Source organism: Streptomyces callyspongiae, from assembly GCF_047200695.1.
Lineage (GTDB): Bacteria > Actinomycetota > Actinomycetes > Streptomycetales > Streptomycetaceae > Streptomyces.
In genome coordinates this window covers 33,786-58,002 of record NZ_JBJZOM010000012.1, presented here as the reverse complement: position 1 = coordinate 58,002, position 24,217 = coordinate 33,786, and the positions used below count along the sequence as shown (strand labels likewise).

The window sequence follows — 24,217 nt, the reverse complement described above, 5'->3', positions numbered from 1 at the left end:
CAGGAGGACCCACCGTGTTCGAGACCCTGCGCGAGGACCTGCGCACCGAACTCGACGAGATCCGCGCGGCCGGGCTGTACAAGTCCGAACGCGTTATCTCCAGCCCGCAATCGGCCGGCATCCACGTCGGCTCCGACGAAGTCGTCAACTTCTGCTCCAACAACTACCTCGACCTGGCCGACCACCCCGACGTGGTCGCCGCCGCCAAACAGGCCCTGGACGACTGGGGCTTCGGCATGGCCTCGGTCCGCTTCATCTGCGGCACGCAGGAGCCGCACAAGGTGCTGGAGCGGCGGCTGTCGGAGTTCCTGGGCACCGAGGACACCATCCTCTACAGCTCCTGCTTCGACGCCAACGGCGGCGTGTTCGAGACCCTGCTCTCCGCCGGGGACGCCGTTATCTCCGACGAGCTGAACCACGCGAGCATCATCGACGGCATCCGGCTGTCCAAGGCCGCCCGGTACCGGTACAAGAACCGCGACATGGACGACCTGGAGCGCTGCCTCAAGGAGTCCGCGGACGCGCGGCACCGCCTCATCGTCACCGACGGCGTGTTCTCCATGGACGGTTATGTCGCCCCGCTCGACGAGATCTGCGACCTGGCCGAGCGCTACAACGCCGTCGTCATGGTCGACGACTCCCACGCCGTGGGCTTCATGGGCGACGGCGGCCGCGGCACGCCCGAACTCTTCGGCGTCACCGACCGGGTGGACATCATCACCGGCACCCTCGGCAAGGCCCTCGGCGGCGCCAGCGGCGGCTACGTCGCCGCCCGGGCGGAGATCGTGGAGCTGCTGCGCCAGCGCTCCCGCCCCTACCTGTTCTCCAACTCCCTCGCACCGTCCATCGTGGGCGCCTCGCTGCGCATCCTGGACCTGCTGGAGACCTCGGGCGACCGCCGCAGCACGCTGCGGGAGAACACGCGGCTGTTCCGCTCCGAGATGGCCGCAGCCGGATTCGACATCCTCCCCGGGGAGCACCCCATCACGCCGGTGATGGTCGGGGACGCGGCGCTCGCCGCCCGCATGGCGGCGGCGCTGCTGGAGCGCGGCATCTACGTGATCGCCTTCTCGTACCCGGTGGTCCCCAAGGGCAAGGCGCGCATCCGGGTCCAGCTCTCGGCCGCGCACTCCACCGACGACGTGAGGCGTGCCGTGCGCGCGTTCACCGAGGTGCGCGACGCGGTCGCCGCCGACCGCGACTGACGGCGGCGATCGGCGGCCCGCCGGGGGTCACAGCAGCGTGAGTTGCGTGGCCTCCGGTCCGGCCGCCGGCCGCTGCTCGCCGGCGTCCTCCGGCGGGAACCGGTGCGCTCCGGGCGCGGCCGGGCCCATCCCGTACTCGGCGGCCAGTTCGTGGACCTGCCGGGTGATCCGGCGCTGGTACCAGGTCGGTGCGTACGCGCCGGAGTCGTACAGCTCCTCGTAGCGGCGCACCAGTGGCGGATGGTGCGCCGCGAGCCATGCGGTGAACCACTCCCGCGCCCCCGGCCGCAGGTGCAGCGTGAGCGGCGTGACCGACGTCGCCCCGGCCTCGGCGACGGCCCGAACGGTGGCGCGCAGCTGAGCGGGTGAGTCGCTGAGGAAGGGGAGCACCGGCGCCATCAGCACCCCGCAGGGGATGCCCTGCCCGGACAGGGCCCGCACCACCTCCAGGCGGCGCTGCGGGGCGGGTGTCCCCGGTTCGACGGTGCGCCACAGCTCCTCGTCGGTGAAACCGACCGAGACGGAGACCCCGACGTCGCACACGGCCGCCGCCGACCGCAGCAGGTCCAGGTCCCGCAGGATCAGCGTGCCCTTGGTGAGCAGGGAGAACGGGTTCGCGTAGTCGCGCAGTGCGGTGAGGATCCCGGGCATCAGCCGGTAGCGGCCCTCCGCGCGCTGATAGCAGTCGACGTTGGTGCCCATGGCGATGTGCTCGCCGCGCCAGTTGCGGCTGCCGAGCTCCCGCCGCAGCAGCGCGGGGGCGTTCGTCTTGACCACGATCTGCGAGTCGAAGTCCGCGCCGGTGCCGAGGTCGAGGTAGCTGTGCGTCCTGCGCGCGAAGCAGTACACGCACGCATGGGTGCAGCCCCGGTACGGGTTCACCGTCCAGTCGAACGGCATCCGCGAAGCGCCCGGCACCCGGTTCACCAGCGAACGGGCCCGCACCTCGTGGAAGGTTACGCCCGCGAACTCCGGGGTGTCGAAGCGCCGGGTGACCACGTCCGATCCGAAGAGGGCGGCCGGACCGTCCCCGTCCAGGTTCTCCCACCGCATGGCGTCCTCCTTCGTCGCACCGGGACGGGTACGCCCCACTCCATGAATAGAACATCTGTTCCCCTCTGTTCGTCAACCGGATTTGGGTGCCCGGCACGGGGGTGGTTGGCTTGGCGTGAGCCCGCCAGCGGGGCTGTCGACGGCCCCGCGCACACCACAGGAGGACCCATGGCCCAGGTCGAGTCCGCAACGCACCGTGAGATCGCGGCGAAGCCCGACGACGTGTTCGATGCGCTCGCCGACTACCGCGGCACCCGCCCGAAGCTGCTGCCCGAGCACTTCAGCGAGTACGAGGTCCGCGAGGGCGGTGACGGACACGGAACGCTGGTCCACTGGAAGCTGCAGGCGACCAGCAAGCGGGTGCGCGACTGCCTGCTGGAGGTGACCGAGACCGAGAACGACGAACTGGTGGAGACGGACCGGAACTCCTCCATGGTCACCACCTGGAAGGTCGTGCCCGGCAGTCGTGAGGGCACCTCGAGGGTCGAGGTGCGCACGGTGTGGAACGGCGCGGGCGGCATCGGCGGCTTCTTCGAACGCACCTTCGCCCCGAAGGGGCTCGCCCGCATCCACGACGCGACCCTCGCGAAGCTCGCCGCCCACACGGAGAAGTGACGCCGTCCGCCGGTCAGGACCGCTGACGGGGCGGCGGACGGCCCTCCCCGCGGGAGGAGAACCGTCCGCCGCCCCGGAACCCGGACGGCGGGGCCCCTGCCGCCGGTCAGGCGGCGCGGAAGCGGCGCAGCCGCAGGCTGTTCCCGACCACGAAGACCGAGGAGAACGCCATCGCGGCTCCCGCGATCATCGGGCTGAGCAGGCCCGCCGCGGCGAGCGGCAGCGCCGCGAGGTTGTAGGCGAACGCCCAGAACAGGTTGGAGCGGATGGTGCCGAGCGTCCGCCGGGCCAGCCGGACGGCGTCGGCCGCGACACGCAGGTCCCCGCGGACCAGGGTCAGGTCCCCCGCCTCGATGGCGGCGTCGGTGCCCGTGCCCATCGCCAGGCCCAGGTCGGCCTGCGCCAGCGCGGCGGCGTCGTTGACGCCGTCACCGACCATCGCGACCGAACGGCCCTCGCGCTGCAGCCGTTCGACCACCGCCACCTTGTCCGCCGGCATCACGCCGGCCACGACCTCGTCGATACCGACCTCGCGGGCGACGGCCTCGGCGACGGAGGCGTGGTCCCCGGTCAGGAGCACCGGCGTCAGGCCCAGGCCGCGCAGGCGCCGGACGGCCTCGGCGCTGGTCTCCTTCACCGCGTCGGCCACCTCCAGGAGGCCCCGGGCCCTGCCGTCCCAGCCGACGGCGACCACCGTGCGGCCCGCGGCCTCGGCCTCCGCGGCGCGTGCGGCCAGCTCCTCCGGGTACTCCGTGCTCTCCGCCCGCAGCAGCGACTCCCGTCCGACGAGCACGGCACGGCCCTCGACGGTGCCCCGCACACCGAGCCCCGGCAGACCGGCGAACCCGTCCACCCGGGGGAGGGAGCCGAGCCGGTCGGCGGCGCCCGCCGCGACGGCCCTGGCCACGGGGTGCTCGGAGGCGTGCTCGAGCCCGCCCGCGAGGCGGAGCACCTCGTCCGCGTCCTCGCCCGCGCCGGGGTGCACCGCCCGGAGCGTCATCCGGCCCGTCGTCACGGTGCCCGTCTTGTCGAGCACCACGGTGTCGATCTTCCGCGTGCTCTCCAGCACCTCGGGGCCCTTGATGAGAATGCCGAGCTGGGCGCCGCGTCCCGTACCGACGAGCAGCGCGGTCGGCGTCGCGAGCCCCAGTGCGCACGGGCAGGCGATGATCAGCACCGCGACGGCGGCGGTGAAGGCGGCGGCCGCGCCGGCCCCGGTGCCCAGCCAGAACACCAGCGTCGCCAGCGAGAGCAGCACGACCGCGGGCACGAACACCGCCGACACCCGGTCGGCGAGCCGCTGGGCGTCCGCCTTGCCGCTCTGCGCCTCCTCCACCAGCTTCGCCATCCGGGCCAGCTGCGTCCCGGATCCCACCCGTGTCGCCTCCACGACCAGGCGGCCGCCCGCATTGAGCGTCGCGCCGGACACCGTGTCCCCCTCAGTGACCTCGACCGGCACCGATTCCCCGGTGAGCATCGACGCGTCCACGGCCGAGGAGCCCTCCAGCACCCGGCCGTCCGTCGCGATCTTTTCGCCGGGCCGCACCACGAAGCGGTCCCCGACCGCCAGCCGGGCAACGGCGATCCGCCGCTCGCTCCCGTCCTCCCGCAGGACGGTGACCTCCTTGGCGCCCAGTTCCGTCAGCGCCCGGAGGGCGGCGCCCGCCCGCCGCTTGGACCGTGCCTCGAAGTACCGGCCGGCCAGCAGGAACGCGGTGACGCCCGCGGCGGTCTCCAGGTAGATGTTCCCGGCGCCCGCCGTGCGCTCCACGGTGAATTCGAAGGGGTGGGTCATGCCGGGTTCCCCGGCGGTGCCCAGGAAGAGGGCCCACACCGACCACAGGAAGGCCGCCGCTGTGCCGACGGAGACCAGCGTGTCCATCGTGGCCGCCCCGTGCCGCAGGTTCGTCCAGGCCGCACGGTGGAAGGGCCAGCCCGCGTATGTCACCACCGGCGCGGCAAGGGTGAGGGACAGCCACTGCCAGTAGGTGAACTGCAGCGCCGGAACCATGGCCAGCACGATGACGGGGGCGGCGAGTACCGCGGCGGTGACGAGCCGCTGCCGCAGCGGCCGCAGGTCGTCGGTCTCCCGGGATGCGGCCTGCTCGCCATCCTCCCCGGGAGGCTCCGGCAGTGCGGCGGTGTAGCCGGCCCCCTCCACCACGGCGATGAGGTCGTCCACCGCGACGGCGCTGCCGTGACGCACGCGGGCCGTCTCCGTGGCGTAGTTGACGGTGGCCTCGACCCCGTCCATCCGGTTGAGCTTCTTCTCGATGCGCGCCGCGCAGGAAGCGCACGTCATCCCGCCGATGGCGAGTTCCACCCCGGCGTCCTCGGGTGCTGCGGTCGTCATGCTGCCAAGCTCCTCGTGCTCCGCTCGTCGCGCCCGCCGAACCGGCGCCCGTATACCCTGAGGGGGTATACGTCTCTCCTCCCTTTGTACCCCCAGGGGGTACAGGGCGCAAAGGTCGCGGCCTGCGTCGCCCGCCTCCGGCGACACAGGCGCCACCGGCCTCCCGGCGGGCCTTTTGCAGCGGTTCGCGAACGGATAACGTGACGCCCCATGAAGATCTTGATCAGCGCGGACATGGAGGGCGCGACGGGCGTCACCTGGCCCGCCGACGTGCTCCCGGGGACACCCCAATGGGAGCGGTGCCGAACGCTGTTCACCTCGGACGTGAACGCCGCGGTCGCCGGCTTTCTCGACGGGGGCGCCGACGAGGTCCTCATCAACGAAGCCCACTGGACCATGCGGAACCTGCTGCTGGAGCAGCTCGACGACCGTGCGCAGATGCTGACGGGCCGGCACAAGGCGCTGAGCATGGTCGAAGGAGTGCAGCACGGTGACGTCGACGGCATCGCCTTCGTCGGCTACCACACCGGCGCGGGCAGCGAGGGCGTCCTCGCCCACACCTACCTGGCCAACTCCCTCACCGGAGTCTGGGTCGACGGCGCGCGGGCCGGCGAGGGACTGCTGAACGCCCTGGTCGTCGCCGAGTACGGCGTGCCCGTCGTCCTCGTCACCGGCGACGACCGGACCTGCCACGACGCCGCGAAGTACGCACCGGACGCGCGCACCGTCGCCGTGAAGGACTACGTCTCCCGCTACGCCGCCGTCTGCCGCACCCCCGCACGCACCGCCCGCGACATCCGCGCGGCCGCCGCCGGGGCCGCCGCACTCGCCGTCCGGCACGAACCGGTGCACGCCGGCCCCCACGAGATCGCCCTCGAGTTCGACGCCGAGCACCTGGCGGGCGCCGCGACCGTGGTCCCCGGCGTGGAGCAGACCGCCGAGCGGCGCGTCGCGTACACGGCGCCCACCATGTACGAGGGGATCCGCTGCTTCAAGGCGGTCACCACACTCGTCTCCTCGGCGGTGGAGGAGCAGTATGGCTGAGGCACACATCGACCGGCAGGCGCTCGACGAGGCGGTCACCTTCACCTCGCAGCTGATCCGCATCGACACCACCAACCACGGAGCCGGGGACGGCGTGGAACGCCCGGCGGCCGAGTACGTCGGCGAACGCCTCGCGGAGCACGGCATCGAGCCGGTCTTCCTCGAGAAGGCGCCGGACCGCACCAACGTCGTGGCCCGCATCGAGGGAACCGACCCGTCCGCCGACGCCCTCCTGGTGCACGGCCACCTCGACGTGGTGCCCGCCCGCGCGCAGGACTGGACCGTCCACCCGTTCTCCGGCGAGGTCCGCGACGGTGTGGTCTGGGGACGCGGCGCCATCGACATGAAGAACATGGACGCGATGGTGCTGTCCGTCGTCCGCGCCTGGGCGCGGGCGGGCGTGCGGCCGCGCCGGGACATCGTCCTCGCCTTCACCGCCGACGAGGAGGACAGCGCCGAGTACGGCGCCGACTTCCTCGTCGAACAGCACGCGGGACTCTTCGACGGCTGCACCGAGGGCATCAGCGAGTCAGGTGCCTTCACCTTCCACGCCGGCAACGGGCTGCGGCTGTACCCGGTGGCGGCGGGGGAGCGGGGCACCGCCTGGCTGCGGCTCACCGCCCACGGTCGCGCCGGGCACGGCTCCAAGGTCAACCGGGAGAACGCGGTCAGCCGCCTCGCCACCGCCGTCCACCGCATCGGCGCGCACACCTGGCCGGTCCGACTCACCCCGACGGTCCGCGCGGCACTGACCGAACTGGCCCTGGCCAACGGCCTGGAGCCCCCCGACCCGGACGCGCCCGGCTTCGACGTCGACGCGCTGCTGGCGCGCCTCGGCCCGTCCGCCGCCCTGGTGGCCCCCACCGTGCGCAACAGTGCCAACCCGACCGTCCTCGAGGCCGGCTACAAGGTGAACGTCATCCCCGGGACCGCCACGGCCCAGGTCGACGGACGCATGCTGCCCGGCGCGGAGGACGACTTCCGGACCACCATGGACACCCTCACCGGCCCGGACGTCGACTGGGACTTCCAGCACCGGGAGGTGCCGCTGGAGGCCCCCGTCGACGCGCCCGCCTTCGACGCGATGCGGGAGGCACTCCAGCGGTTCGACCCGACCGCGCGCGTGGTGCCCTACTGCATGTCGGGCGGCACGGACGCGAAGCAGTTCTCCCGGCTCGGCATCCGCGGCTACGGCTTCTCACCGCTGAAGCTCCCCGAAGGCTTCGACTACCAGGCGATGTTCCACGGCGTCGACGAACGCGTCCCCGTGGACGCCCTGCACTTCGGCGTGCACGTCCTGGACCGCGCACTGCGGGCGATGTGACCCGCCCGCCGCACGCCGCCGCACGCGCCACCACCGCCCCCGACCCCCGGAGAGGCACCACCATGCCCCACCGCTCCGCCCCCTACGGCACGTGGCCGTCCCCCGTCGACGCCGCGCTCGTCGCCGCACACGACGGCAAGCCCGAATACCTCGGCGCCGTCGGCGAGGAACTGTGGTGGACGGCCCCCCGCCCCGCGGAGGGCGGCCGCCGCGCACTCGTGCGGCTGGTGCCGGGACGCGCACCCGAAACGGTCCTCCCACCGCCCTGGAACGTCCGCAACCGCGTCATCGAGTACGGCGGCCATCCCTGGGCGGGTGTCCCGGGCGCGGAGGGGGAGGGGCCGCTGGTGGTCCTCACGCACTTCGCCGACCAGCGCCTGTACCGGTTCGCACCGGACAGCGGCACCGGGCCCGCCCCGCTCACCCCGGAGTCGGCCACCGGCGGCGGGCGCCGCTGGTGCGACCCCGTCATCCGCCCCGGACACGGCGACGTGGTCTGCGTCATGGAGGAGTTCACCGGCGAACGCCCCACCGACGTCCGGCGGGCCCTGGTCTCCGTCCCGCTGGACGGCTCCGCGGCGGACGACCCCTCCCGGCTGCGCGAGCTGACCGGAGGTCCCGGCGACGACCACCGGTTCCTCACCGGCGCCCGCTTCTCACCCGACGGACGCAGGGCCGCCTGGCTGGCGTGGGACCACCCGGCCATGCCCTGGGACGGCACGCTGCTCCGCATCGCCGACGTGGACGCGGACGGCGACGGGGCGTTCACCGGTGCGCGCACCCTCATGGGCGGCCCCGAGGAGTCGCTGGCGCAGGCCGACTGGGCTCCCGACGGCACCCTGCTGGTGTCCACCGACCGCACCGGCTGGTGGAACCTGCACCGGGTCGACCCCGGAACCGGTGAGGCCGTGAACCTCTGCCCGCGCGAGGAGGAGTTCGGCGGCGCCCTGTGGCGGATCGGGCTGCGCTGGTTCGCGCCGCTCCCCGACGGCACCGTCGCGGTGCTCCACGGCCGCGGCGACTCCGCCCTCGCCGTCTTCGACCCGGCGACCGGCACACTCGCCGACGCCCCGGGCCACTGGACCGAGTGGGCGGCCGCCCTCGCCGTGGCGGGCAGCCGGGTCACGGGGATCGCGGCCGGTCCGTACTCCTCCTACGAGATCGTGGAGCTGGACACCGGCAGCGGCCACAGCCGCGTGGTCGCGGAGGCGCACCGGGACGCCGTCGATCCGGCCCTGCTTCCGCGCCCGCAGGAGCGGACGTTCCGCACCGCGGACGGGAAGCGGGAGGTGCACGCCCACGTCTACCCGCCCCGCCACCCCGAGTGCACCGCACCCGAGAGCGAGTTGCCGCCGTACGTCATCTGGGTGCACGGCGGACCCACCGGCCGGGTGCCGATGGTGCTGGACCTGGAGATCGCCTACTTCACCTCCCGCGGCATCGGCGTCGCCGAGGTGAACTACGGCGGCTCCACCGGCTACGGCCGCGCCTACCGGAACCGCCTGCGCGGCCAGTGGGGAGTCGTCGACGTCGAGGACTGCGCGGCCGTGGCCCGCGCACTCGCCGACGAGGGTTCCGCCGATCCGGAGAGACTGGCCATTCGCGGCGGCAGCGCCGGCGGCTGGACGAGCGCGGCCTCCCTCACCTCGTCCGCGGACGAGGTGTTCGCCTGCGGCACCGTCACGTATCCCATCCTGGACCTCGAGGGCTGGGCCACCGGCGAGACCCACGACTTCGAGTCCCAGTACCTGCGCTCCCTGGTCGGGGACCCCGGCGCGGACGCCGACCGCTACCACGACCGTTCGCCGGTCAATCGGGCCGACCGGGTCCGTCGGCCCTTCCTGCTCCTCCAGGGACTCGACGACGTCATCTGCCCGCCGGTCCAGTGCGAGCGCTTCCTCGAACGGGTCGCCGGACAGGGCGTTCCGCACGCCTACCTCACCTTCGGGGGAGAGGGGCACGGCTTCCGCCGGGCGGACACCCTCGTGCGCGCCGTCGAGGCGGAACTCTCCCTCTACCTGCAGACGTTCGGCATCGAACGGGACGACGTCCCGAAGCTCGACCTCGTCACGGAGGCCCCGCGCGATCCGGCAGGCACCGCATGACCCGCGCCGAGCCGTCCCGCCGCCTCTCCGCTGCGGAGGAACTCCTGGCCGGACAGCTGGACTTCCACCGGGAAACGCTGCTCGTGAAACTCGACGGTCTCACCGGGGAGGAGCTGCGCCGCAGTCGGCTGCCGTCGAACTGGACCCCGCTGGAACTGCTGCACCACCTGACCCACGTGGAACGGCGCTGGCTGTGCTGGGGATTCCTCGGCGAACGGATTCCCGACCCGTGGGGCGACGCCGCCGACGGCACCCCGGACGGCCGCTGGCACGTCCCCGACGGCACCACGGCCGCCGAGGTGCGCGAGGCGTTCGCCGCACAGTGCGTGCGCTCGCGGGAGATCGCGGCCGGGGCCGCGTGGGAGGACCGAGCGGCGCTGGGAGGTCGTTTCGCCGTACCGGAGGAGGCCCCCACCCTCGGCTGGATCCTGCTGCACCTGCTCCAGGAGTACGCGCGCCACGTCGGCCAACTGGACGTCGTGCGCGAGCTGACCGACGGAGCCGTCGGGGAATGACCGGGGCGGGCAGGACCGTCCGCCGCGCAGACGTCAGGCGGCGCAGACCTCCTCGACGAAGTGCGCCACCTGGTCGTCCGTCAGGTGGCGGGCGATGTCCGCCTCACTGATCATGCCGATCAGCCGCTTGTTCTCGATGACGGGCAGCCGGCGGATGCGGTGACTCTGCATCTCGTCGAGGACCTCGGACACGTCGGCGTCCGCGTCGACCCAGCGGGGTGTGCCCTTCGCCAGGTGGCCGGCGGTGGTGTGCGCGGGATCGCGGCCCTCCGCGACACAGCCGACCACGATGTCGCGGTCGGTGAGGATCCCGCACATCCGGTCCTCGGCGTCGCTGATCGGCAGCGCCCCCACATCCAGCCGGCGCATGATCTGGGCCGCCCGGTCCAGACTCTCGGTGGCGGGGATCGACTCCGCGCCGCTGTGCATGATCTCAGCAGCCGTGGTCATGGCGGCCTCCTGATGATGGTGGTCGTGATGTGTGAGGAATCGGCAGCCGCAATGCTCCCGTGCCGCTCGGGTCACCCCTCCTCCCCGCGGGAAACCGCCGATCCGGTGCGGACCGGCCGAGAGGGCCCCGGACCGCGCCCGGCGGGCCCCGCCGCAGCGCGGCGCGGATTCACACGCCGTGCCGGCCCTCCCCGGCCGCGAAGCGGCCCGCGCCCTCCACTCCCTCGGCCAGCACCTCACGCCCCCGGGCGAGCTCCGCCGCCAGTGCCTCCGCCTCGGGCAGCCCCTCCTGGTCGAGGAGCGCGGCGCGGTCGCTCCGCAGACACGCCTGCGGCAGCGCGGCGAGTTCGTGCGCCAGCCCCTCGGCGGCCGCCCGTGCCCCGCCCCGCGCGACGACACGGTCGGCGAGACCGATCGCACGGGCCTCCGCCGCGTCCACCGCGCGTCCCGTCAGCACCATGTCCCGGGCCCGGCCCGTGCCGATCAGACGCGGCAGCCGCACCGTGCCACCGTCGATCAGGGGCACACCCCACCGTCGGCAGAACACCCCGAACACCGCGTCCTCCTCCGCCACCCGCAGGTCGCACCAGAGCGCCAGTTCGAGTCCGCCCGCCACCGCGTGGCCGCTCACCGCGGCGATCACCGGCTTGGCGAGCCGCATCCGGGTCGGCCCCATCGGCCCGTCGCCGTCCGCCGCCACCCGGTTGCCGCGCGGAGTGCCGAGAGCCTTGAGATCGGCCCCCGCGCAGAACGTGCCGCCCTCGCCCCACAGCACCGCCACCCGCGCCCCGGCGTCCGCGTCGAACGCGCGGAAGGCGTCCGCCAGCGCCGCTGCCGTGGGGCCGTCCACCGCGTTGCGCGCGGCGGGGCGGGCCAGCACCACCGTCGTCACCGGCCCGTCCCGTTCCGCACGGACGGTGCCGGTCACCGGGCGTGAGTCCCGACGCGCGAGCGCTCCAGCACCCCGCCCAGGTCGGTGCCGACCGGCAGCGTGCCGAACGCATGGCCCCACTCCCCGCCCAGGCGCGAGGCGCAGAACGCGTCGGCGACGGCCGAGGTGCTGTGCCGTACGAGCAGCGATCCCTGCAGCACCAGCGTCAGGCGCTCCGCGACCCGCCGCGCCGTCAGCTGCGCCTCACCCGGGTCACCGCCCAGGACCGCGAGGTCCTTGCGCAGCGCGGACACCGCCGCGTCGAGGTGGCGGTCCGCGCCCGAGGCCTTCTCCACCTCCGCGAACAGGGCGTCCAGCGTCGACGGGTCCTTCGCCACCGCACGCAGCACGTCGAGCGCGGCGACATTGCCCGACCCCTCCCAGATGGAGAGCAGCGGGGCCTCCCGGTAGAGCCGCGGCATCCCGGACTCCTCGACGTAGCCGTTGCCGCCCAGGCACTCCAGCGATTCGGCGACGTGCGTGCTGCCCCGTTTGCACACGAAGTACTTGCCGGCGGCCAGCCCCAGCCGCCGCAGCGCACCCTCGTGCTCGTCGCCGGCCAGTGCGGCGTCCAGGGCCGCGGCCAGCCGCAGCCCCAGGGTGGTCGCGGCCTCCGACTCGATCGCGAGGTCGGCCAGGACGTTCCGCATCAGCGGCTGGTCGGCCAGTGCGGCGCCGAACGCCTGCCGGTGCTGCGCATGGTGCAGTGCCTGCCGCAGCCCCGCGCGCATGCCCGCCGCCGTGCCGAGCACGCAGTCGAGCCGGGTCATGTTGACCATCTCCACGATGGTCCGCACGCCCCGGCCGGGTTCTCCGATCCGCCGGCCCACGGCGTCCTCGTACTCGAGTTCCGCGGAGGCGTTGGACCGGTTGCCCAGCTTGTCCTTCAGCCGCTGCAGCCGCAGCGCGTTGCGGCTGCCGTCCGGCAGCACCCGGGGCAGCAGGAAGCAGGTCGGGCCTTCCTCCGTCCGAGCCAGAGTCAGGAACACGTCGCTCATCGGGGCCGAGGTGAACCACTTGTGCCCCGTGAGGCGGTAGGTGCCGTCGTCACCGGGAGTCGGCACGGCCGTCGTGGTGTTGCTGCGGACGTCCGAACCGCCCTGCTTCTCCGTCATCGACATGCCGGCGATCAGCCCCGCCTTGCCCAGCGGCGGACGCAGGCCGAAGTCGTAGGTGCGGGAGGCCAGCAGCGGCTCGTAGACCTCGGCGAGCCCGGGCTCCGCCCGCAGCGCGGGAACGGCGGCATAGGTCATCGAGACGGGGCAGCCGTGCCCGGCCTCCGCCTGCGACCAGAGATAGAACTTCGCGGCACGTTCCAGGTGCGCGCCCGGGCCGGGCTCCGCCCACGGGGCCGCGTGGAGGCCGTGCTCCACGGCCGCGGTCATCAGGGCGTGCCAGGCGGGGTGGAACTCCACCTCGTCGATCCGGTGCCCGAACCGGTCGTGGGTGTGCAGGCGGGGTGGGTGCTCCTCGGCCTGCCGTGCCTGCTCCTGCACGGCGGCGGAGCCCGCGAGCGCGCCGAGCGCCCGCAGGTCCGCAGCGCCTCCGGCCGTGCCGTCGCGGTGCACGGCGTCGAGCAGAGCCGGCTCGTCCGCCGCCTGGAAATCGGTCAGGGGCGGTGCCTGGTTGAAGACCTCGTGGGTAGCCATAACCTCGACATTACGCTTGCTCTACATGCGAAGAACAGATGTAATTCCCGTCGCCCCCGCCCAGGAGAAGGCGCGCCCGCATGAACGACACCGTCCCCGGCACCCTCCCGCAGCTGCGCCCGCTCACCGCCCGCTCGATCGTGCTCAGCACCCTGCTCGGCCACCATCCGCCACGCCTGCCCGCCCGCGCGCTGGTCCGCGTCGGTGAACTGTTCGGTGTCGCGGAGGGAACCGTCCGCGTCGCGCTCTCCCGCATGGTGGCGGCCGGCGATCTCGATCAGGACGACCGCGGCTACGGCCTCACGGCCCGGCTCCTCGACCGGCAGGCACGGCAGGACGAGAGCCGGGCACCGCGGCTGCGGCCGTGGCGGGGGGACTGGGAACTCGCCGTCGCCGGAGGTGAGCGGCGTCCCGCCGCCGAGCGGGCCGCCCTCCGCAGGGACATGGCGCGGCTCCGCCTCGCAGAACTCCGCGAGGGCACCTGGCTGCGCCCCGCGAACCTGGACCACGACCTCGCGACGCAGGTCGGCCACCGGTGCACGGTCTTCACCACCGCGGTTCCCGCAGACGACCCCCTCCGGCTCGCAGGCCGGTTGTGGGACCTCGGCGCCTGGTCGCGGCGGGCACACGCCCTCGTCGCGGCCATGGACCGTTCCGCCGGCCCGGCGGAACGCTTCACCCTCTCCGCTGCCGCGCTTCGCCACCTGCTCACGGATCCGCTGCTGCCCGATCCGCTGCTCCCCGGCCACTGGCCCGGCGAGGAGCTCCGTCGCCGCTACGACGCCTTCGAGAACGAACTCGCCGCGGTGCTCCGGGGCCACCTCACCGGCGGAGCGGCACAGGAATGATCACCGGACCCGTGGCGTTGCCCCCGGCATGAAGGCAATCGTGACAGACGGCTACGACGGTCCCGACGGCCTGCGCCTTGCGGACCGGCCCGAGCCCAAGGTGGCGCCGGACCATGTACTGGTCCGCGTGCGCGCGGCGGGGGTCAACCCCGTCGACTGGAAGATCGCATCCGGCGGCCTGGACCCGATCTACGAGACCCACTTCCCGCTCGTGCCCGGCTGGGACGTCGCCGGTGTGGTCGAGCAGGTCGGCATCGACGCCACCGAGTTCGAGGTCGGCGACGAGGTCATGGGCTACCTGCGCAAGGACCACGTCCAGCACGGCACCTACGCCGAACTGGCAGCGGCCCCGGTGCGCACGCTCGCCCGCAAGCCCGCCTCCCTGAGCTGGGAGCAGGCAGCAGGTCTCCCGCTGGCCGGGCTCACCGCGCTGCAGGCACTCGACCGGGTGGGCGTGACCCGCGATGAGACCGTGCTGGTGCACGCCGCGGCGGGCGGAGTCGGCTCGGCCGCGGTGCAGATCGCGGTGGCACGGGGCGCCCGCGTCCTCGGTACGGCGAGCGAACACAACCACGACTTCCTGCGCGGGCTCGGTGCCGAGCCGCTCCGCTACGGGGACGGGCTCGCCGAGCGTGTGCGGGAGGCCGCCCCGGACGGGGTGGACGCCGCTGTCGACTTCGTCGGCGGAGAGGCGCTGGACGTCTCCCAGCAGGTGCTGCACAAGCCCGAGCGCGCACTCTCGATCGTCGACCCCGAGGCACGGGCGAAGGGCGCCCAGTACCTGTTCGTACGCCCGGACGCGGCGGGACTGACCACGCTCGGCGACCTCGCCGACGCCGGAAAGCTGACCGTGCACCTCGACCGCACTCTGCCGTTGGCGGAGGCCGCCGAGGCATGGCGCCTCAGCCAGGCGGGCCGGACCCGCGGCAAGATCGTGCTGCGGGTGGACTGACCGGACTCCCGCACGGAAGGGCGGGCACCGGCCCGGGAGCCGGTGCCCGCCCTTCACCGTGCGGGAGGTCGCGTGCCGTCAGGCACCGATGAGGTAGAGGCCGTACGCCACCGCACCCGCGCACAGGGCGTAGCAGACGTATGCCCCGCCACGGGCGAGGGCGGACGTGCTGCCGTCCTTCCGGGACGCGGAGCCCGCGATGCCGAGGGTGAACACCCCGACCAGCGCGACGGACGCGAGCAGGCTGACGCCGAAGACGGTGCCCAGTGCGGCCCAGTCGATGTCCATGGAGAGTCCTTCGGGTCGGGCGCCTCAGGCGCCGGAGGCGTGGGAGGCGTGGGACGAGGCACCGGCCGTGGAGCCGGTCGTACCGGGAGAGTCGGCGGCACCGCGGGCGCGCTGTTCCGGGATGGCGGGCGGCGGGGACACCGCCTGAACGGCCGCGACCTCCGGGGCCGGCTCGTCCGCCACCGGCAGGTCGTTGACGTTGGTGTGGTCCACCCGCCGGCTGCGGGAGGCGAACCAGATGCCGCCGTTCACCAGCAGGCCCAGCAGCGCCACCAACGCGACACCCAGGTCGCCCCTTTCGGCCAGCAGAGCCGCACCACCGGCGACGGCACCCGCCGCCGGAACGGTCACGGCCCACGCCGCGACCATCCGTCCCACGGTGCCCCAGCGGATCGATCCGCCGGTGCGACCCATCCCCGCACCCATGACCGCACCGGAGCAGGTGTGGGTGGTGGACAGTGAGAAGCCGAGGTGGGAGGAGGCGAGGATGGTGACCGCCGCGCTCGTCTGCGCCGCGAAGCCCTGCGGCGGGTGGATGTCCGTCAGCCCCCGCCCGAGCGTGCGGATGATGCGCCAGCCGCCGATGTACGTTCCGAGCGCGATGGCCACACCCGCGGAGACGATGACCCACATCGGCGGCCCCGCGTCCGGGGCGAGCAGGCCGCCCGAGATCAGCGCGAGCGTGATGATGCCCATCGTCTTCTGCGCGTCGTTCGTGCCGTGCGCGAGGGAGACCAGGGCGGCGGAGGTGATCTGGCCGGCCCGGTAGCCCTTCCCGGCCTGCTCCGGATCGGCCCTGCGGGCGAGCCGGTAGGTCAGCCGGGTCGCGCCGACCGCTGCCAGACCAGCGACCAGCGGTGCGGCGAGTGCGGGGATGAGGACCTTGGTGACGACGACGTCACCGTTCACCGATCCGAAACCCATCGACGCGACCGCGGCGCCGAGCAGACCGCCCATCAGGGCGTGCGAGGAACTGGAGGGAAGGCCGGCGAGCCAGGTCGCCATGTTCCAGGTGATCGCACCGACGAGCGCCGCGAGGATCACTTCGGGCTGGATACCGGCGCCCTCGTCGATCAGTCCCTTGGAGATGGTCTTCGCCACCTCGACGGATATGAACGCACCGCCGAGGTTGAGGACCGCGGACATCGCCACTGCCGCCTTGGGCCTCATCGCGCCGGTGGAAATGGTGGTGGCCATGGCGTTGGCCGTGTCGTGGAAGCCGTTCGTAAAGTCGAACACCAAGGCCGTGACGATCACGATCCCGATGAGAAGCGTGATGTGTTCCATTCACCCAGGCAATCAGTTCGAAGGTCAGTGACCCGGTGAACGTAAGGATGACGGATGAACGGAAGGTGAACTGGGGCAGGCTTCGGGGTGTCACGGGCGCACGGCCTTCGTGTGTGCTCCGTCACGCCCACCCCTGGTGGGGCGCGGTGGAGGCGAGCGGCAGGGGAAGGCGGAGGGAACGGAAGGTGAACATGGGAGCTGTCGACACGGGTGACGTGCCACCGCAGTGGCGGGACGCCTGGGACCGGGTCGTCGGGGCGGCGCGGCGCACCCTGGCGGACGGTCTCGTCGTCGGGACCTCGGGCAACGTCTCCGCACGCGTGGGCGACGCCGTGCTGGTCACTCCCACGGGCGTGCCCTACGACCGGCTCGGGCCGGCGGACCTGTGCGCCGTCGACCTCGCCGGGCGCCCGGTCGCCGGCCACCTGCGGCCCACCAGCGAACTGCCCCTGCACCTCGCGGTGTACGGCGCCACCGGCGCCCGGGCGGTGGTCCACACCCACGCGGTGCACGCCACCGCCGTCTCCACCCTGGTGGACGAACTTCCCGCCATCCACTACATGACGGCCGCGATGGGAGGCCCCGTCCGCGTCGCCCCCTACGCCACCTACGGGAGCCGGGAACTGGCCGGGCACCTGCTCACCGCGCTGGAGGGGCGCAGCGCTGCCCTGCTGCGCAACCACGGCACCCTCACCCACGGCGGCACCCTGGACGAAGCCTACGACCGGACCGCCCAGTTGGAGTGGATGTGCCGGGTCTGGCTCGCCGCGTCCTCCGTGCCGGGCCGCAGCCCCGCCGTGCTGCCTCCAGAGGAGCTCGACCGGGTCGCCGAGCGCCTCGGCGACTACGGGCAGCGGCCCGGCGTCTGAGCGGCCCGGCGTCGCGGTCGCGCCGCGCCGCCGGGGCCTCCGGTGGCCGGAGAGCGGCACTCCGGCGGACACTGGTGGCGATGCGCAAGCCGACGAAGGCGGCCGTGGCCGCCAGCACCGCACTCGGAGTCACGGTGGCCGCTGCGGCGGCCGGCCGGCTCGCCGCCGGCCGTGCCCTCCGTCCGGGAATCTCGCGGCACCCCCGCGGCGAGGGACCGGTCCCCGCGGGGTTCGAGGAGAGAATGACCGTGCACGCCCGCAGCGCGGTGCAGCCCCCGCAGGTGGCACTCACACGGTGCCTGACGGCGGACCTTCCGGGCACCTACGGCCTCGTCGGCCGGGACGTCCACGCCGTGGTCGGCCACGTCCTCCACGACGCGACCCACACCGCGCCGGCGGACAGCGTGGTGCGGCAGCTCCGCCGGGTGACCCGCGGGGACCCGACGACCGGGGCCGACGTCCGGCTCACCCCCATGCTGCACGAGGGCGATCCGAGGACGGCACTGGGCCTGGAGTGCGACGACATCGAGATCCCCGGCGAACTCGGCCCGCTCCCCGCCTGGTACGTGCCCGGCGACCGGCAGACATGGGTGATCACCGCACACGGCCTCGGTGCCGGGCGCGGCCTCGCCCTCAACATCCTCCCGCACCTGCACCACCTGGGTACGCCGGTGCTGGTGCCCGCCCGCCGCGGGGACCGGGACGCCCCCGACCGTCCGGACGGCACGGGCCCCCTGGGAGCCGGTGAAAGGCGCGACCTCGAGGCAGCCGTCCGCCACGCCCTGGAACGCGGCGCGTCCCGCGTGCTCCTCCACGGATGGTCGTCCGGTGCCACGGCGGCGCTGCACGTCGCCGCGGAATCCGCCCTGCGCGGCAGCGTCGCCGGACTGGTCCTCGACTCGCCCGTGCTCGACCCGGAGGCGACGCTGCGCGCACTGGCCGGTTCGCGAGGAATCCCGCGCTCCCTGCTGCCGCTCGCCGTGCGGGCCGTCGAGGGACGAGCCGCACGGCGTCCCGAACGGCCCGCCGTCTGCGCGGACCCGGACCTGCTGAACGTCCCGGTGCTGCTCGTCCACGGTCCGGACGACACGGTCGCGCCGTGGCGCGCCTCCTGCGACCTCGCGGACGCGCGTCCCGACCTGGTCACCCTCCACACCGTGCCGAGGGCGCAGCACGCGGCGATGTGGAACGCGCACCCGCGTGGCTACGAGGAGCTCCTCAGCCGCTTCCTCACGCCCCTGCTGTGACTGCCCGCGCGGAGGGCCGCCCGGCCTACCCGCCGCTCCGCTTCTCGGGGTTCACCGCGTCGAAGACGACGGTGCGACGGTCGAGGGCGACGAAGAAGCTGCCCGAGTACGCCCCGTCGCGCGTGACCGTGCGGGTGAACTCCCGACTCACCTGCCACCGCGCGTCCTCCGGCAGCCGGGGAAGGAGCTCGGCGGGCACCTTCGGTTCGTCGGGCCCGTCCCGCCACGTGTAGGCGTCGCGCAGGCTCCGGACGTCCACGGCGGAGAGCTCGACCACGCCGACGACGCGGACGTCCGAGGGGCCCGGGGCCGTCGGATCGTCGAGGAGGGAGCCCTTCCACGCGACGGACACGACGTTCCCGAACTCGGGGAAGTACGCCTTCACCAGCTTCTTGTCGAGCCGCACGCCGTCGTCCGCCGCCGTGGACGCCGGGACGCCCTCCGAGCCCGGTGCGGCCGCCGCCACCTGCCCGCCGTCGTCACCGCAGCCCGTCAGCAGGCTCGCGCAGAGCGCCGCCCCGGCCGCTGCGAGCCGCAGCCCTCCGCCGCTCCGCGCTTCTCCGCCCTCCGGAGCGCCGTCGCCGCCGTACACCGTCGAACCCGCCTCTCCTGCACTGTTCGCGGACCCTCACAGATCGCTGAGGAACGTACCTCATACCGTCGTGTCCCGTCCCGCTCCGCGCGTGCCCCGCAGGCCGCGGCGGCAGGCCGGCGGGCCCTTCCGCGGCGGCCGACCATGACACCGTGTGAGGCCCAGGCCTGCTCCATTTGGGATTTTCGGCTCCGACCATGAACACTGCTCCTGTGACGTCCCGTACACCGCGAGACACCCGCCTGCGCCTTGTCCCCCGTCGGCCCGTCGCGGCGGCGCGCCGGACCGTGACCGAGACGCGCGGCCGCAGCTGGCCCGGACGCGGCACTTCCGCGCCGCGTCCGCCGGCCGGTACGCCGTCCTCCGGCGTCCTCGCCCGCCACGCGAGGGCCTGCCTGAGCGGAGCCGTGCAGATGGCGCGCTGGGCCGCCGACGAGCCGCCCACGGCCGGTGTCCCCACCACCGAGGCATTCGCCCGAGCCGCCGCCGAACTCGGTGTCACCACCGGGCAGGCGCGCGCCGACTGGGACCGCGCCCGGCTCGCCGGTCTGGTCGAGCTGCACGGCGACGCCGCGCGTCCCGGATGGCGCCTGCAGGCGTGGGACCGCGACGACAGCGCGGTCCTGCGCGGCTGGGTAGCGCTGTTCGACGCCTGGTCGCTCGCCCACCCGGCTCCGGCAGACACCGCCGACCCCGTCCTCACCGGAGAGGTCGTGGTGTCGATGCCGCAGGTCCTCTCCCTGCTGCACCTCTCGGCGGGTCCTGTGCCGCTGCCCGCTCTCCTCGACCACCTCGGACGCTGCATCACCGAGCTCCACGCAGACCGGCCGGAGAGAGCCGCCGAGTCGGAGTCGACCGGTGACACGCTGCCCGGGCTGCTGGACTGGGCCCTCGACGCCCTCGCCGCAGTCGGCGCGCTCACCCGCTGCCGGGACGAGGAGCACGGCGACTCGGCCGTACTCACCCCTCTCGGCAACTGGGCCGTGTGGACCAAGCTGGAGCAGATCTGCGTGGCCGCGCAGAGTCCCGCGGGCAACATCGAGCAGTCGGCGGCCGACATGCTCCGCGGCTGCGCCCGCCTCACACCGGGCCCGGCGCGCGCGGAGTACCGCGCATGGATCGCCGCACGGCCCGTCGGTACCGCCGTGTCCGGTCTGCTGGAGGCGGCGCGCGGCGAAGACGCGCTGATCCGCGCTCTCGCTTTCGAAGCGCTGCGCGTCGTCGGTTCTCCCGCCGAGCCGGACGTGCGCGCCGCGGCGGAGGAACCCGGTCTCCGCCCGTACGCCCTGCTCTGGCTGGCCGAGCAGGAAGGGGCAGACCCGGAGGAGCTGGCGGGCGGCGCGCCGGGCGTCCTGACCCGTGAGGAGGCCACCTGGCTCTGGGTCGACACCGCGGCGGCCGTCACCGACCACGGTGAAGGCCGGCTGCTCGTCGACCACCTCGACACCGCGGTGCAGGGCACGGTGCCGGAACTCATCGACGAGGTGCGGGCCGTCGGGCATCCCCGCACGGTCCAGGTGCTGGTCGCGCTCGCGGCCGCCCACCCGGACCCCGCGCTGGCCAAGGCCGTACGGCGGGCCGCGTTCCAGGTGCACACCGGAGGGGCGTGACGCGCGTAGCCCGCCCGCTGCGGGCGGCGTCCGGGCCGGGGCGCCCGCGGGGGCGGGAAACCTCCTTGCCGTCCGCCGGTAGACTGGCGCGCATGCCTTACCTCCTTGTGCATTAGCGGCCGTGCGCCCGGGCCGTTCCGGCCGTCCTCAGACCTGCACGTACGTCCGTCCTCCCTTGCCCTGGAGCATTCCGTGATCACCGTCTCCGGACTCGAGCTGCGCGCCGGCGCCCGGGTCCTCGTCGAGTCCGCCTCGTTCCGCATCGCCCGCGGGGACCGTATCGGCCTGGTCGGCCGCAACGGTGCCGGCAAGACCACGATGACCAAGTGCCTCGCGGGCGAGGCCCTCCCCACGGCCGGCACCATCTCCCGCTCGGGCGAGGTCGGCTACCTCCCGCAGGACCCCCGGACCGGGGACCTGGACGTGCTCGCCAGCGACCGCATCCTCTCCGCCCGCGGCCTCGACACCGTCATCCGCCGGATGCGGGAGAACGAGGACCGCATGTCGAACGGCAAGGGCGCCACCCGCGAGCGGGCCATGAAGAAGTACGAACGGCTCGAGACGGAGTTCCTCACCAAGGGCGGCTACGCCGCCGAAGCCGAGGCCGCCACCATCGCCGCCAGCCTGGGGCTGCCCGACCGCGTGCTCGGGCAGCCTCTGCACACGCTGTCCGGCGGGCAGCGTCGCCGCGTCGAACTCGCCCGGATCCTGTTCTCCGACGCCGACACCCTGCTGCTCGACGAGCCGACGAACCACCTCGACGCGGACTCCGTCCTGTGGCTCCGCGACTTCCTCAAGACCTACCGCGGCGGCCTCGTCGTCATCTCCCACGACATCAACCTCGTCGAGACGGTCGTCAACAAGGTTTTCTACCTCGACGCCAACCGGTCCTGCATCGACCTCTACAACATGGGCTGGAAGCAGTACCTCGCCCAGCGGGAGGCGGACGAGAAGCGGCGCAGGCGGGAGCGGGCCAACGCGGAGAAGAAGGCCGCCGCCCTCAACACGCAGGCCGACAAGATGCGGGCCAAGGCCACCAAGGCGGTTGCGGCGCAGAACATGGCCCGCCGCGCCGAGAAGCTGCTCTCCGGGCTGGAGGACGAACGCCGGGCGGACAAGGTCGCCAAGCTGCGGTTCCCCGACCCCGCGCCCTGCGGCAAGACCCCGCTCATGGCCCGGGGACTGTCCAAGTCGTACGGTTCCCTGGAGATCTTCACCGACGTGGACCTGGCCATCGACCGCGGCTCGCGCGTGGTCATCCTCGGCCTCAACGGTGCCGGCAAGACGACGCTGCTCCGCCTCCTGGCCGGAGCGGAGGAGCCGGACACCGGCGAGGTCACCCCCGGCCACGGACTCAAGCTGGGGTACTACGCCCAGGAGCACGAGACCCTGGACCCCGACCGCACCGTGCTGGAGAACATGCGGTCCTCCGCTCCCGACATGGACCTGGTCGACATCCGCAAGACACTGGGGTCCTTCCTCTTCTCCGGCGACGACGTGGACAAGCCGGCCGGGGTGCTCTCCGGAGGTGAGAAGACCCGACTGGCGCTGGCCACCCTCGTCGTCTCCTCCGCCAACGTGCTGCTGCTCGACGAGCCGACCAACAACCTCGACCCGGCGAGCCGCGAGGAGATCCTCGGCGCGCTGAAGAGCTTCACCGGCGCCGTCGTGCTCGTCACCCACGACGAGGGAGCCGTCGACGCGCTGTCCCCGGAGCGGATCATCCTGCTCCCCGACGGCGTCGAGGACCTGTGGGGCGAGGAGTACGCGGACCTCGTGGCCCTGGCTTGACCAGGCACGCATCGGCCGATCGGACCACATCCGCTCCCTCCTCCGGGTGAGTCGGACCGGTACTCCCGGCGTGTCCCACCGCGTCGCCCGCCCCGGCCCGGTGCCGACGCGCCCCGGGCCGGGGCGCACGGTGGCACGGGCCCGTGTCCGGCACCGCCGATTTGGCCGGGCTCCCGCCCTGCCGACGGGATTGCACGGTCTTTGCCGAATGGGTGGCCAGAAGTGAGCGGAGGGGTGATCATGGGAGTCACAGAGCGCACTTCCACGAGGAGGCACGGGTGGCCGAGACTCTGAAGAAGGGCAGCCGGGTGACCGGCCCTGCGCGCGAGAAGCTCGCGGCAGACCTCAAGAAGAAGTACGACTCCGGTGCGAGCATCAGGGCGCTGGCCGAGGAGACGGGCCGCTCCTACGGGTTCGTCCACCGGATGCTCAGCGAGTCCGGAGTGACGTTGCGCGGACGCGGCGGGGCGACCCGGGGCAAGAGGACGTCGTCCTCCTGAGGCGCCGCCCGGCGCACCGGACCGCTGCTGCCGCCCTCGTCAGCCCTGGGTGACCGGCCCACGGTGCCGGTGGTTACTCTGCGGTTTACTCAACTGCGAGTGGCCACCGGAGGATGACCGATGACCGAAACCCTGCTGGACAAGGACGGTGTGCGCCTCACCGTGGACGGCGCGACCGCCACGGTCGCACTGACCGTGCCGGACAAGCGCAACGCGCAGTCGCCCGCGATGTGGCGCATGCTGGCCGAAGCCGGGCGAAGGCTGCCCGGGACGGTACGCGTGGTCGTGCTGCGCGGTGAGGGCAAGTCCTTCTCCGCGGGGCTGGACCGCCAGGCCTTCACTCCCGAGGGGTTCGAGGGCGAACCCTCGTTCCTCGACATGGCACGGGAGTCGGACGCGTACGTCGACGGCGTCATCGCCGAGTACCAACAGGCATTCACCTGGTGGCGCCGGGCGGACCTCGTCACGGTCGCCGCCGTGCAGGGGCACGCCATCGGGGCGGGATTCCAGCTCGCCCTCGCCTGCGACCTGCGCGTCTGCGCCGACGACGTCCAGTTCGCCATGCGCGAGACCAGTCTGGGCCTGGTTCCCGACCTCACCGGCACCAGGCCGCTGGTGGACCTCGTCGGGTACGGCCGCGCCCTGGAGATCTGCGCCACCGGACGCTTCGTGCATGCGGCGGAGGCGGAGCGCACCGGGCTGGCCACCATCACGGTGCCCGCGGCCGAGCTGGAGGCGACCGTCGACGATCTGGCCGCCGCGCTCCTCGCCGCACCCCGCGACGCGGTCGTCGAGACCAAGGCGCTGCTCGCCGGTGCGGGCGGCCGTACCCCCGAGGAGCAGTACGCCGCCGAGCGCGCCGCACAGACCCGCCGGCTGCGCGACCTCGCCGGACTCTCCGACTGACGGAACCGGGGCGGGCGGTCCCGCCGGGCCTCACACGTTCGGGTCCGTCACCCGGTGCCGGCGTCTCCGAACGCCTACCGTGA

At 73.4% G+C, this 24,217-nt stretch carries 22 protein-coding genes; 14 read left to right on the top strand and 8 right to left on the bottom strand.

The window, feature by feature from the left end:
• The first annotated feature begins 14 nt into the window (after nucleotides 1-14).
• Nucleotides 15-1,205 (top strand): glycine C-acetyltransferase, encoded by a 1,191-nt coding sequence (locus ACL06G_RS13755; RefSeq protein WP_412835946.1) that lies wholly within the window; start codon nucleotides 15-17, stop codon nucleotides 1,203-1,205.
• A 27-nt stretch (nucleotides 1,206-1,232) separates the two neighbouring features.
• On the opposite strand, the gene ACL06G_RS13750 is transcribed toward ACL06G_RS13755, so the two are convergent.
• Nucleotides 1,233-2,258 carry an Rv2578c family radical SAM protein gene (locus ACL06G_RS13750; protein WP_412835945.1) on the bottom strand — a complete coding sequence of 342 codons (1,026 nt, stop codon included), beginning with the start codon at nucleotides 2,256-2,258 and terminating at the stop codon, nucleotides 1,233-1,235.
• Nucleotides 2,259-2,426: 168 nt separating this feature from the next.
• On the opposite strand from ACL06G_RS13750, the gene ACL06G_RS13745 reads away from it, so the two are divergent.
• Nucleotides 2,427-2,873 (top strand): SRPBCC family protein, encoded by a 447-nt coding sequence (locus tag ACL06G_RS13745; RefSeq protein WP_412786049.1) that lies wholly within the window; start codon nucleotides 2,427-2,429, stop codon nucleotides 2,871-2,873.
• 106 nt (nucleotides 2,874-2,979) lie between these two features.
• Here the strand turns inward: ACL06G_RS13745 and ACL06G_RS13740 are convergent, their stop codons facing one another.
• The gene (locus ACL06G_RS13740; RefSeq protein WP_412835944.1) at nucleotides 2,980-5,226 is read right to left on the bottom strand and encodes a heavy metal translocating P-type ATPase; all 2,247 of its coding nucleotides are present in this window, start codon (nucleotides 5,224-5,226) and stop codon (nucleotides 2,980-2,982) included.
• 210 nt (nucleotides 5,227-5,436) lie between these two features.
• Between ACL06G_RS13740 and ACL06G_RS13735 the strand changes: the two genes are divergently transcribed.
• From ACL06G_RS13735 to ACL06G_RS13720, 4 genes are all read left to right on the top strand, one after another.
• Nucleotides 5,437-6,270 (top strand): M55 family metallopeptidase, encoded by an 834-nt coding sequence (locus tag ACL06G_RS13735; protein ID WP_412835943.1) that lies wholly within the window; start codon nucleotides 5,437-5,439, stop codon nucleotides 6,268-6,270.
• Nucleotides 6,263-7,594, top strand: a complete 1,332-nt coding sequence (locus tag ACL06G_RS13730; RefSeq protein ID WP_412835942.1) for a M20/M25/M40 family metallo-hydrolase — start codon at nucleotides 6,263-6,265, stop codon at nucleotides 7,592-7,594. The genes ACL06G_RS13735 and ACL06G_RS13730 overlap by 8 nt, the downstream gene beginning before the upstream one ends.
• A gap of 62 nt (nucleotides 7,595-7,656) precedes the next feature.
• A complete protein-coding gene (locus ACL06G_RS13725; protein WP_412835977.1) occupies nucleotides 7,657-9,699 on the top strand; it encodes a S9 family peptidase in 2,043 nt (680 codons plus the stop codon).
• A complete protein-coding gene (locus tag ACL06G_RS13720; protein ID WP_412835941.1) occupies nucleotides 9,696-10,214 on the top strand; it encodes a DinB family protein in 519 nt (172 codons plus the stop codon). The genes ACL06G_RS13725 and ACL06G_RS13720 overlap by 4 nt, the downstream gene beginning before the upstream one ends.
• 33 nt (nucleotides 10,215-10,247) lie before the next feature.
• On the opposite strand, the gene ACL06G_RS13715 is transcribed toward ACL06G_RS13720, so the two are convergent.
• The 3 genes from ACL06G_RS13715 to ACL06G_RS13705 all read right to left on the bottom strand — a co-directional run bounded on the left by ACL06G_RS13715 (nucleotide 10,248) and on the right by ACL06G_RS13705 (nucleotide 13,244).
• Complete coding sequence (locus tag ACL06G_RS13715; protein ID WP_412786043.1) at nucleotides 10,248-10,664, bottom strand: CBS domain-containing protein; 417 nt, start codon at nucleotides 10,662-10,664, stop codon at nucleotides 10,248-10,250.
• Nucleotides 10,665-10,833: 169 nt separating this feature from the next.
• The gene (locus ACL06G_RS13710) at nucleotides 10,834-11,592 is read right to left on the bottom strand and encodes a crotonase/enoyl-CoA hydratase family protein (protein ID WP_412786042.1); all 759 of its coding nucleotides are present in this window, start codon (nucleotides 11,590-11,592) and stop codon (nucleotides 10,834-10,836) included.
• Entirely contained in the window at nucleotides 11,589-13,244 is a 1,656-nt protein-coding gene (locus tag ACL06G_RS13705; RefSeq protein ID WP_412786041.1) for an acyl-CoA dehydrogenase family protein, read from the bottom strand. Before ACL06G_RS13705 ends, ACL06G_RS13710 begins: the two co-directional genes overlap by 4 nt.
• Before the next feature lie 80 nt (nucleotides 13,245-13,324).
• On the opposite strand from ACL06G_RS13705, the gene ACL06G_RS13700 reads away from it, so the two are divergent.
• Both ACL06G_RS13700 and ACL06G_RS13695 read left to right on the top strand, forming a co-directional pair.
• A complete protein-coding gene (locus tag ACL06G_RS13700) occupies nucleotides 13,325-14,092 on the top strand; it encodes a PaaX family transcriptional regulator C-terminal domain-containing protein (protein WP_412786040.1) in 768 nt (255 codons plus the stop codon).
• 28 nt (nucleotides 14,093-14,120) lie between these two features.
• Nucleotides 14,121-15,044 (top strand): NADP-dependent oxidoreductase, encoded by a 924-nt coding sequence (locus ACL06G_RS13695; protein WP_412786039.1) that lies wholly within the window; start codon nucleotides 14,121-14,123, stop codon nucleotides 15,042-15,044.
• A gap of 78 nt (nucleotides 15,045-15,122) precedes the next feature.
• Here ACL06G_RS13695 and ACL06G_RS13690 read toward each other — a convergent pair whose 3' ends face one another.
• The gene (locus ACL06G_RS13690) at nucleotides 15,123-15,332 is read right to left on the bottom strand and encodes a hypothetical protein (protein WP_412786038.1); all 210 of its coding nucleotides are present in this window, start codon (nucleotides 15,330-15,332) and stop codon (nucleotides 15,123-15,125) included.
• A gap of 24 nt (nucleotides 15,333-15,356) precedes the next feature.
• Entirely contained in the window at nucleotides 15,357-16,619 is a 1,263-nt protein-coding gene (locus ACL06G_RS13685) for an inorganic phosphate transporter (protein WP_412786037.1), read from the bottom strand.
• Between the two features lie 191 nt (nucleotides 16,620-16,810).
• On the opposite strand from ACL06G_RS13685, the gene ACL06G_RS13680 reads away from it, so the two are divergent.
• Nucleotides 16,811-17,488, top strand: a complete 678-nt coding sequence (locus tag ACL06G_RS13680; protein WP_412786036.1) for a class II aldolase/adducin family protein — start codon at nucleotides 16,811-16,813, stop codon at nucleotides 17,486-17,488.
• A gap of 80 nt (nucleotides 17,489-17,568) precedes the next feature.
• Nucleotides 17,569-18,735 carry an alpha/beta hydrolase gene (locus ACL06G_RS13675; protein ID WP_412835940.1) on the top strand — a complete coding sequence of 389 codons (1,167 nt, stop codon included), beginning with the start codon at nucleotides 17,569-17,571 and terminating at the stop codon, nucleotides 18,733-18,735.
• 25 nt (nucleotides 18,736-18,760) lie between these two features.
• Here ACL06G_RS13675 and ACL06G_RS13670 read toward each other — a convergent pair whose 3' ends face one another.
• Complete coding sequence (locus tag ACL06G_RS13670; protein WP_412835939.1) at nucleotides 18,761-19,327, bottom strand: hypothetical protein; 567 nt, start codon at nucleotides 19,325-19,327, stop codon at nucleotides 18,761-18,763.
• A 212-nt stretch (nucleotides 19,328-19,539) separates the two neighbouring features.
• On the opposite strand from ACL06G_RS13670, the gene ACL06G_RS13665 reads away from it, so the two are divergent.
• From ACL06G_RS13665 to ACL06G_RS13650, 4 genes are all read left to right on the top strand, one after another.
• Nucleotides 19,540-20,937 (top strand): hypothetical protein, encoded by a 1,398-nt coding sequence (locus ACL06G_RS13665; protein WP_412786033.1) that lies wholly within the window; start codon nucleotides 19,540-19,542, stop codon nucleotides 20,935-20,937.
• 192 nt (nucleotides 20,938-21,129) lie between these two features.
• Nucleotides 21,130-22,728: an ABC-F family ATP-binding cassette domain-containing protein gene (locus tag ACL06G_RS13660; RefSeq protein WP_412786032.1), complete on the top strand. Its 1,599-nt coding sequence runs from the start codon at nucleotides 21,130-21,132 to the stop codon at nucleotides 22,726-22,728.
• A 278-nt stretch (nucleotides 22,729-23,006) separates the two neighbouring features.
• Nucleotides 23,007-23,228: a helix-turn-helix domain-containing protein gene (locus tag ACL06G_RS13655; protein ID WP_412786031.1), complete on the top strand. Its 222-nt coding sequence runs from the start codon at nucleotides 23,007-23,009 to the stop codon at nucleotides 23,226-23,228.
• A 120-nt stretch (nucleotides 23,229-23,348) separates the two neighbouring features.
• Nucleotides 23,349-24,134, top strand: coding sequence for an enoyl-CoA hydratase/isomerase family protein (locus ACL06G_RS13650; protein ID WP_412786030.1), 786 nt, complete (start codon nucleotides 23,349-23,351; stop codon nucleotides 24,132-24,134).
• The last annotated feature ends 83 nt before the right edge of the window (nucleotides 24,135-24,217 follow it).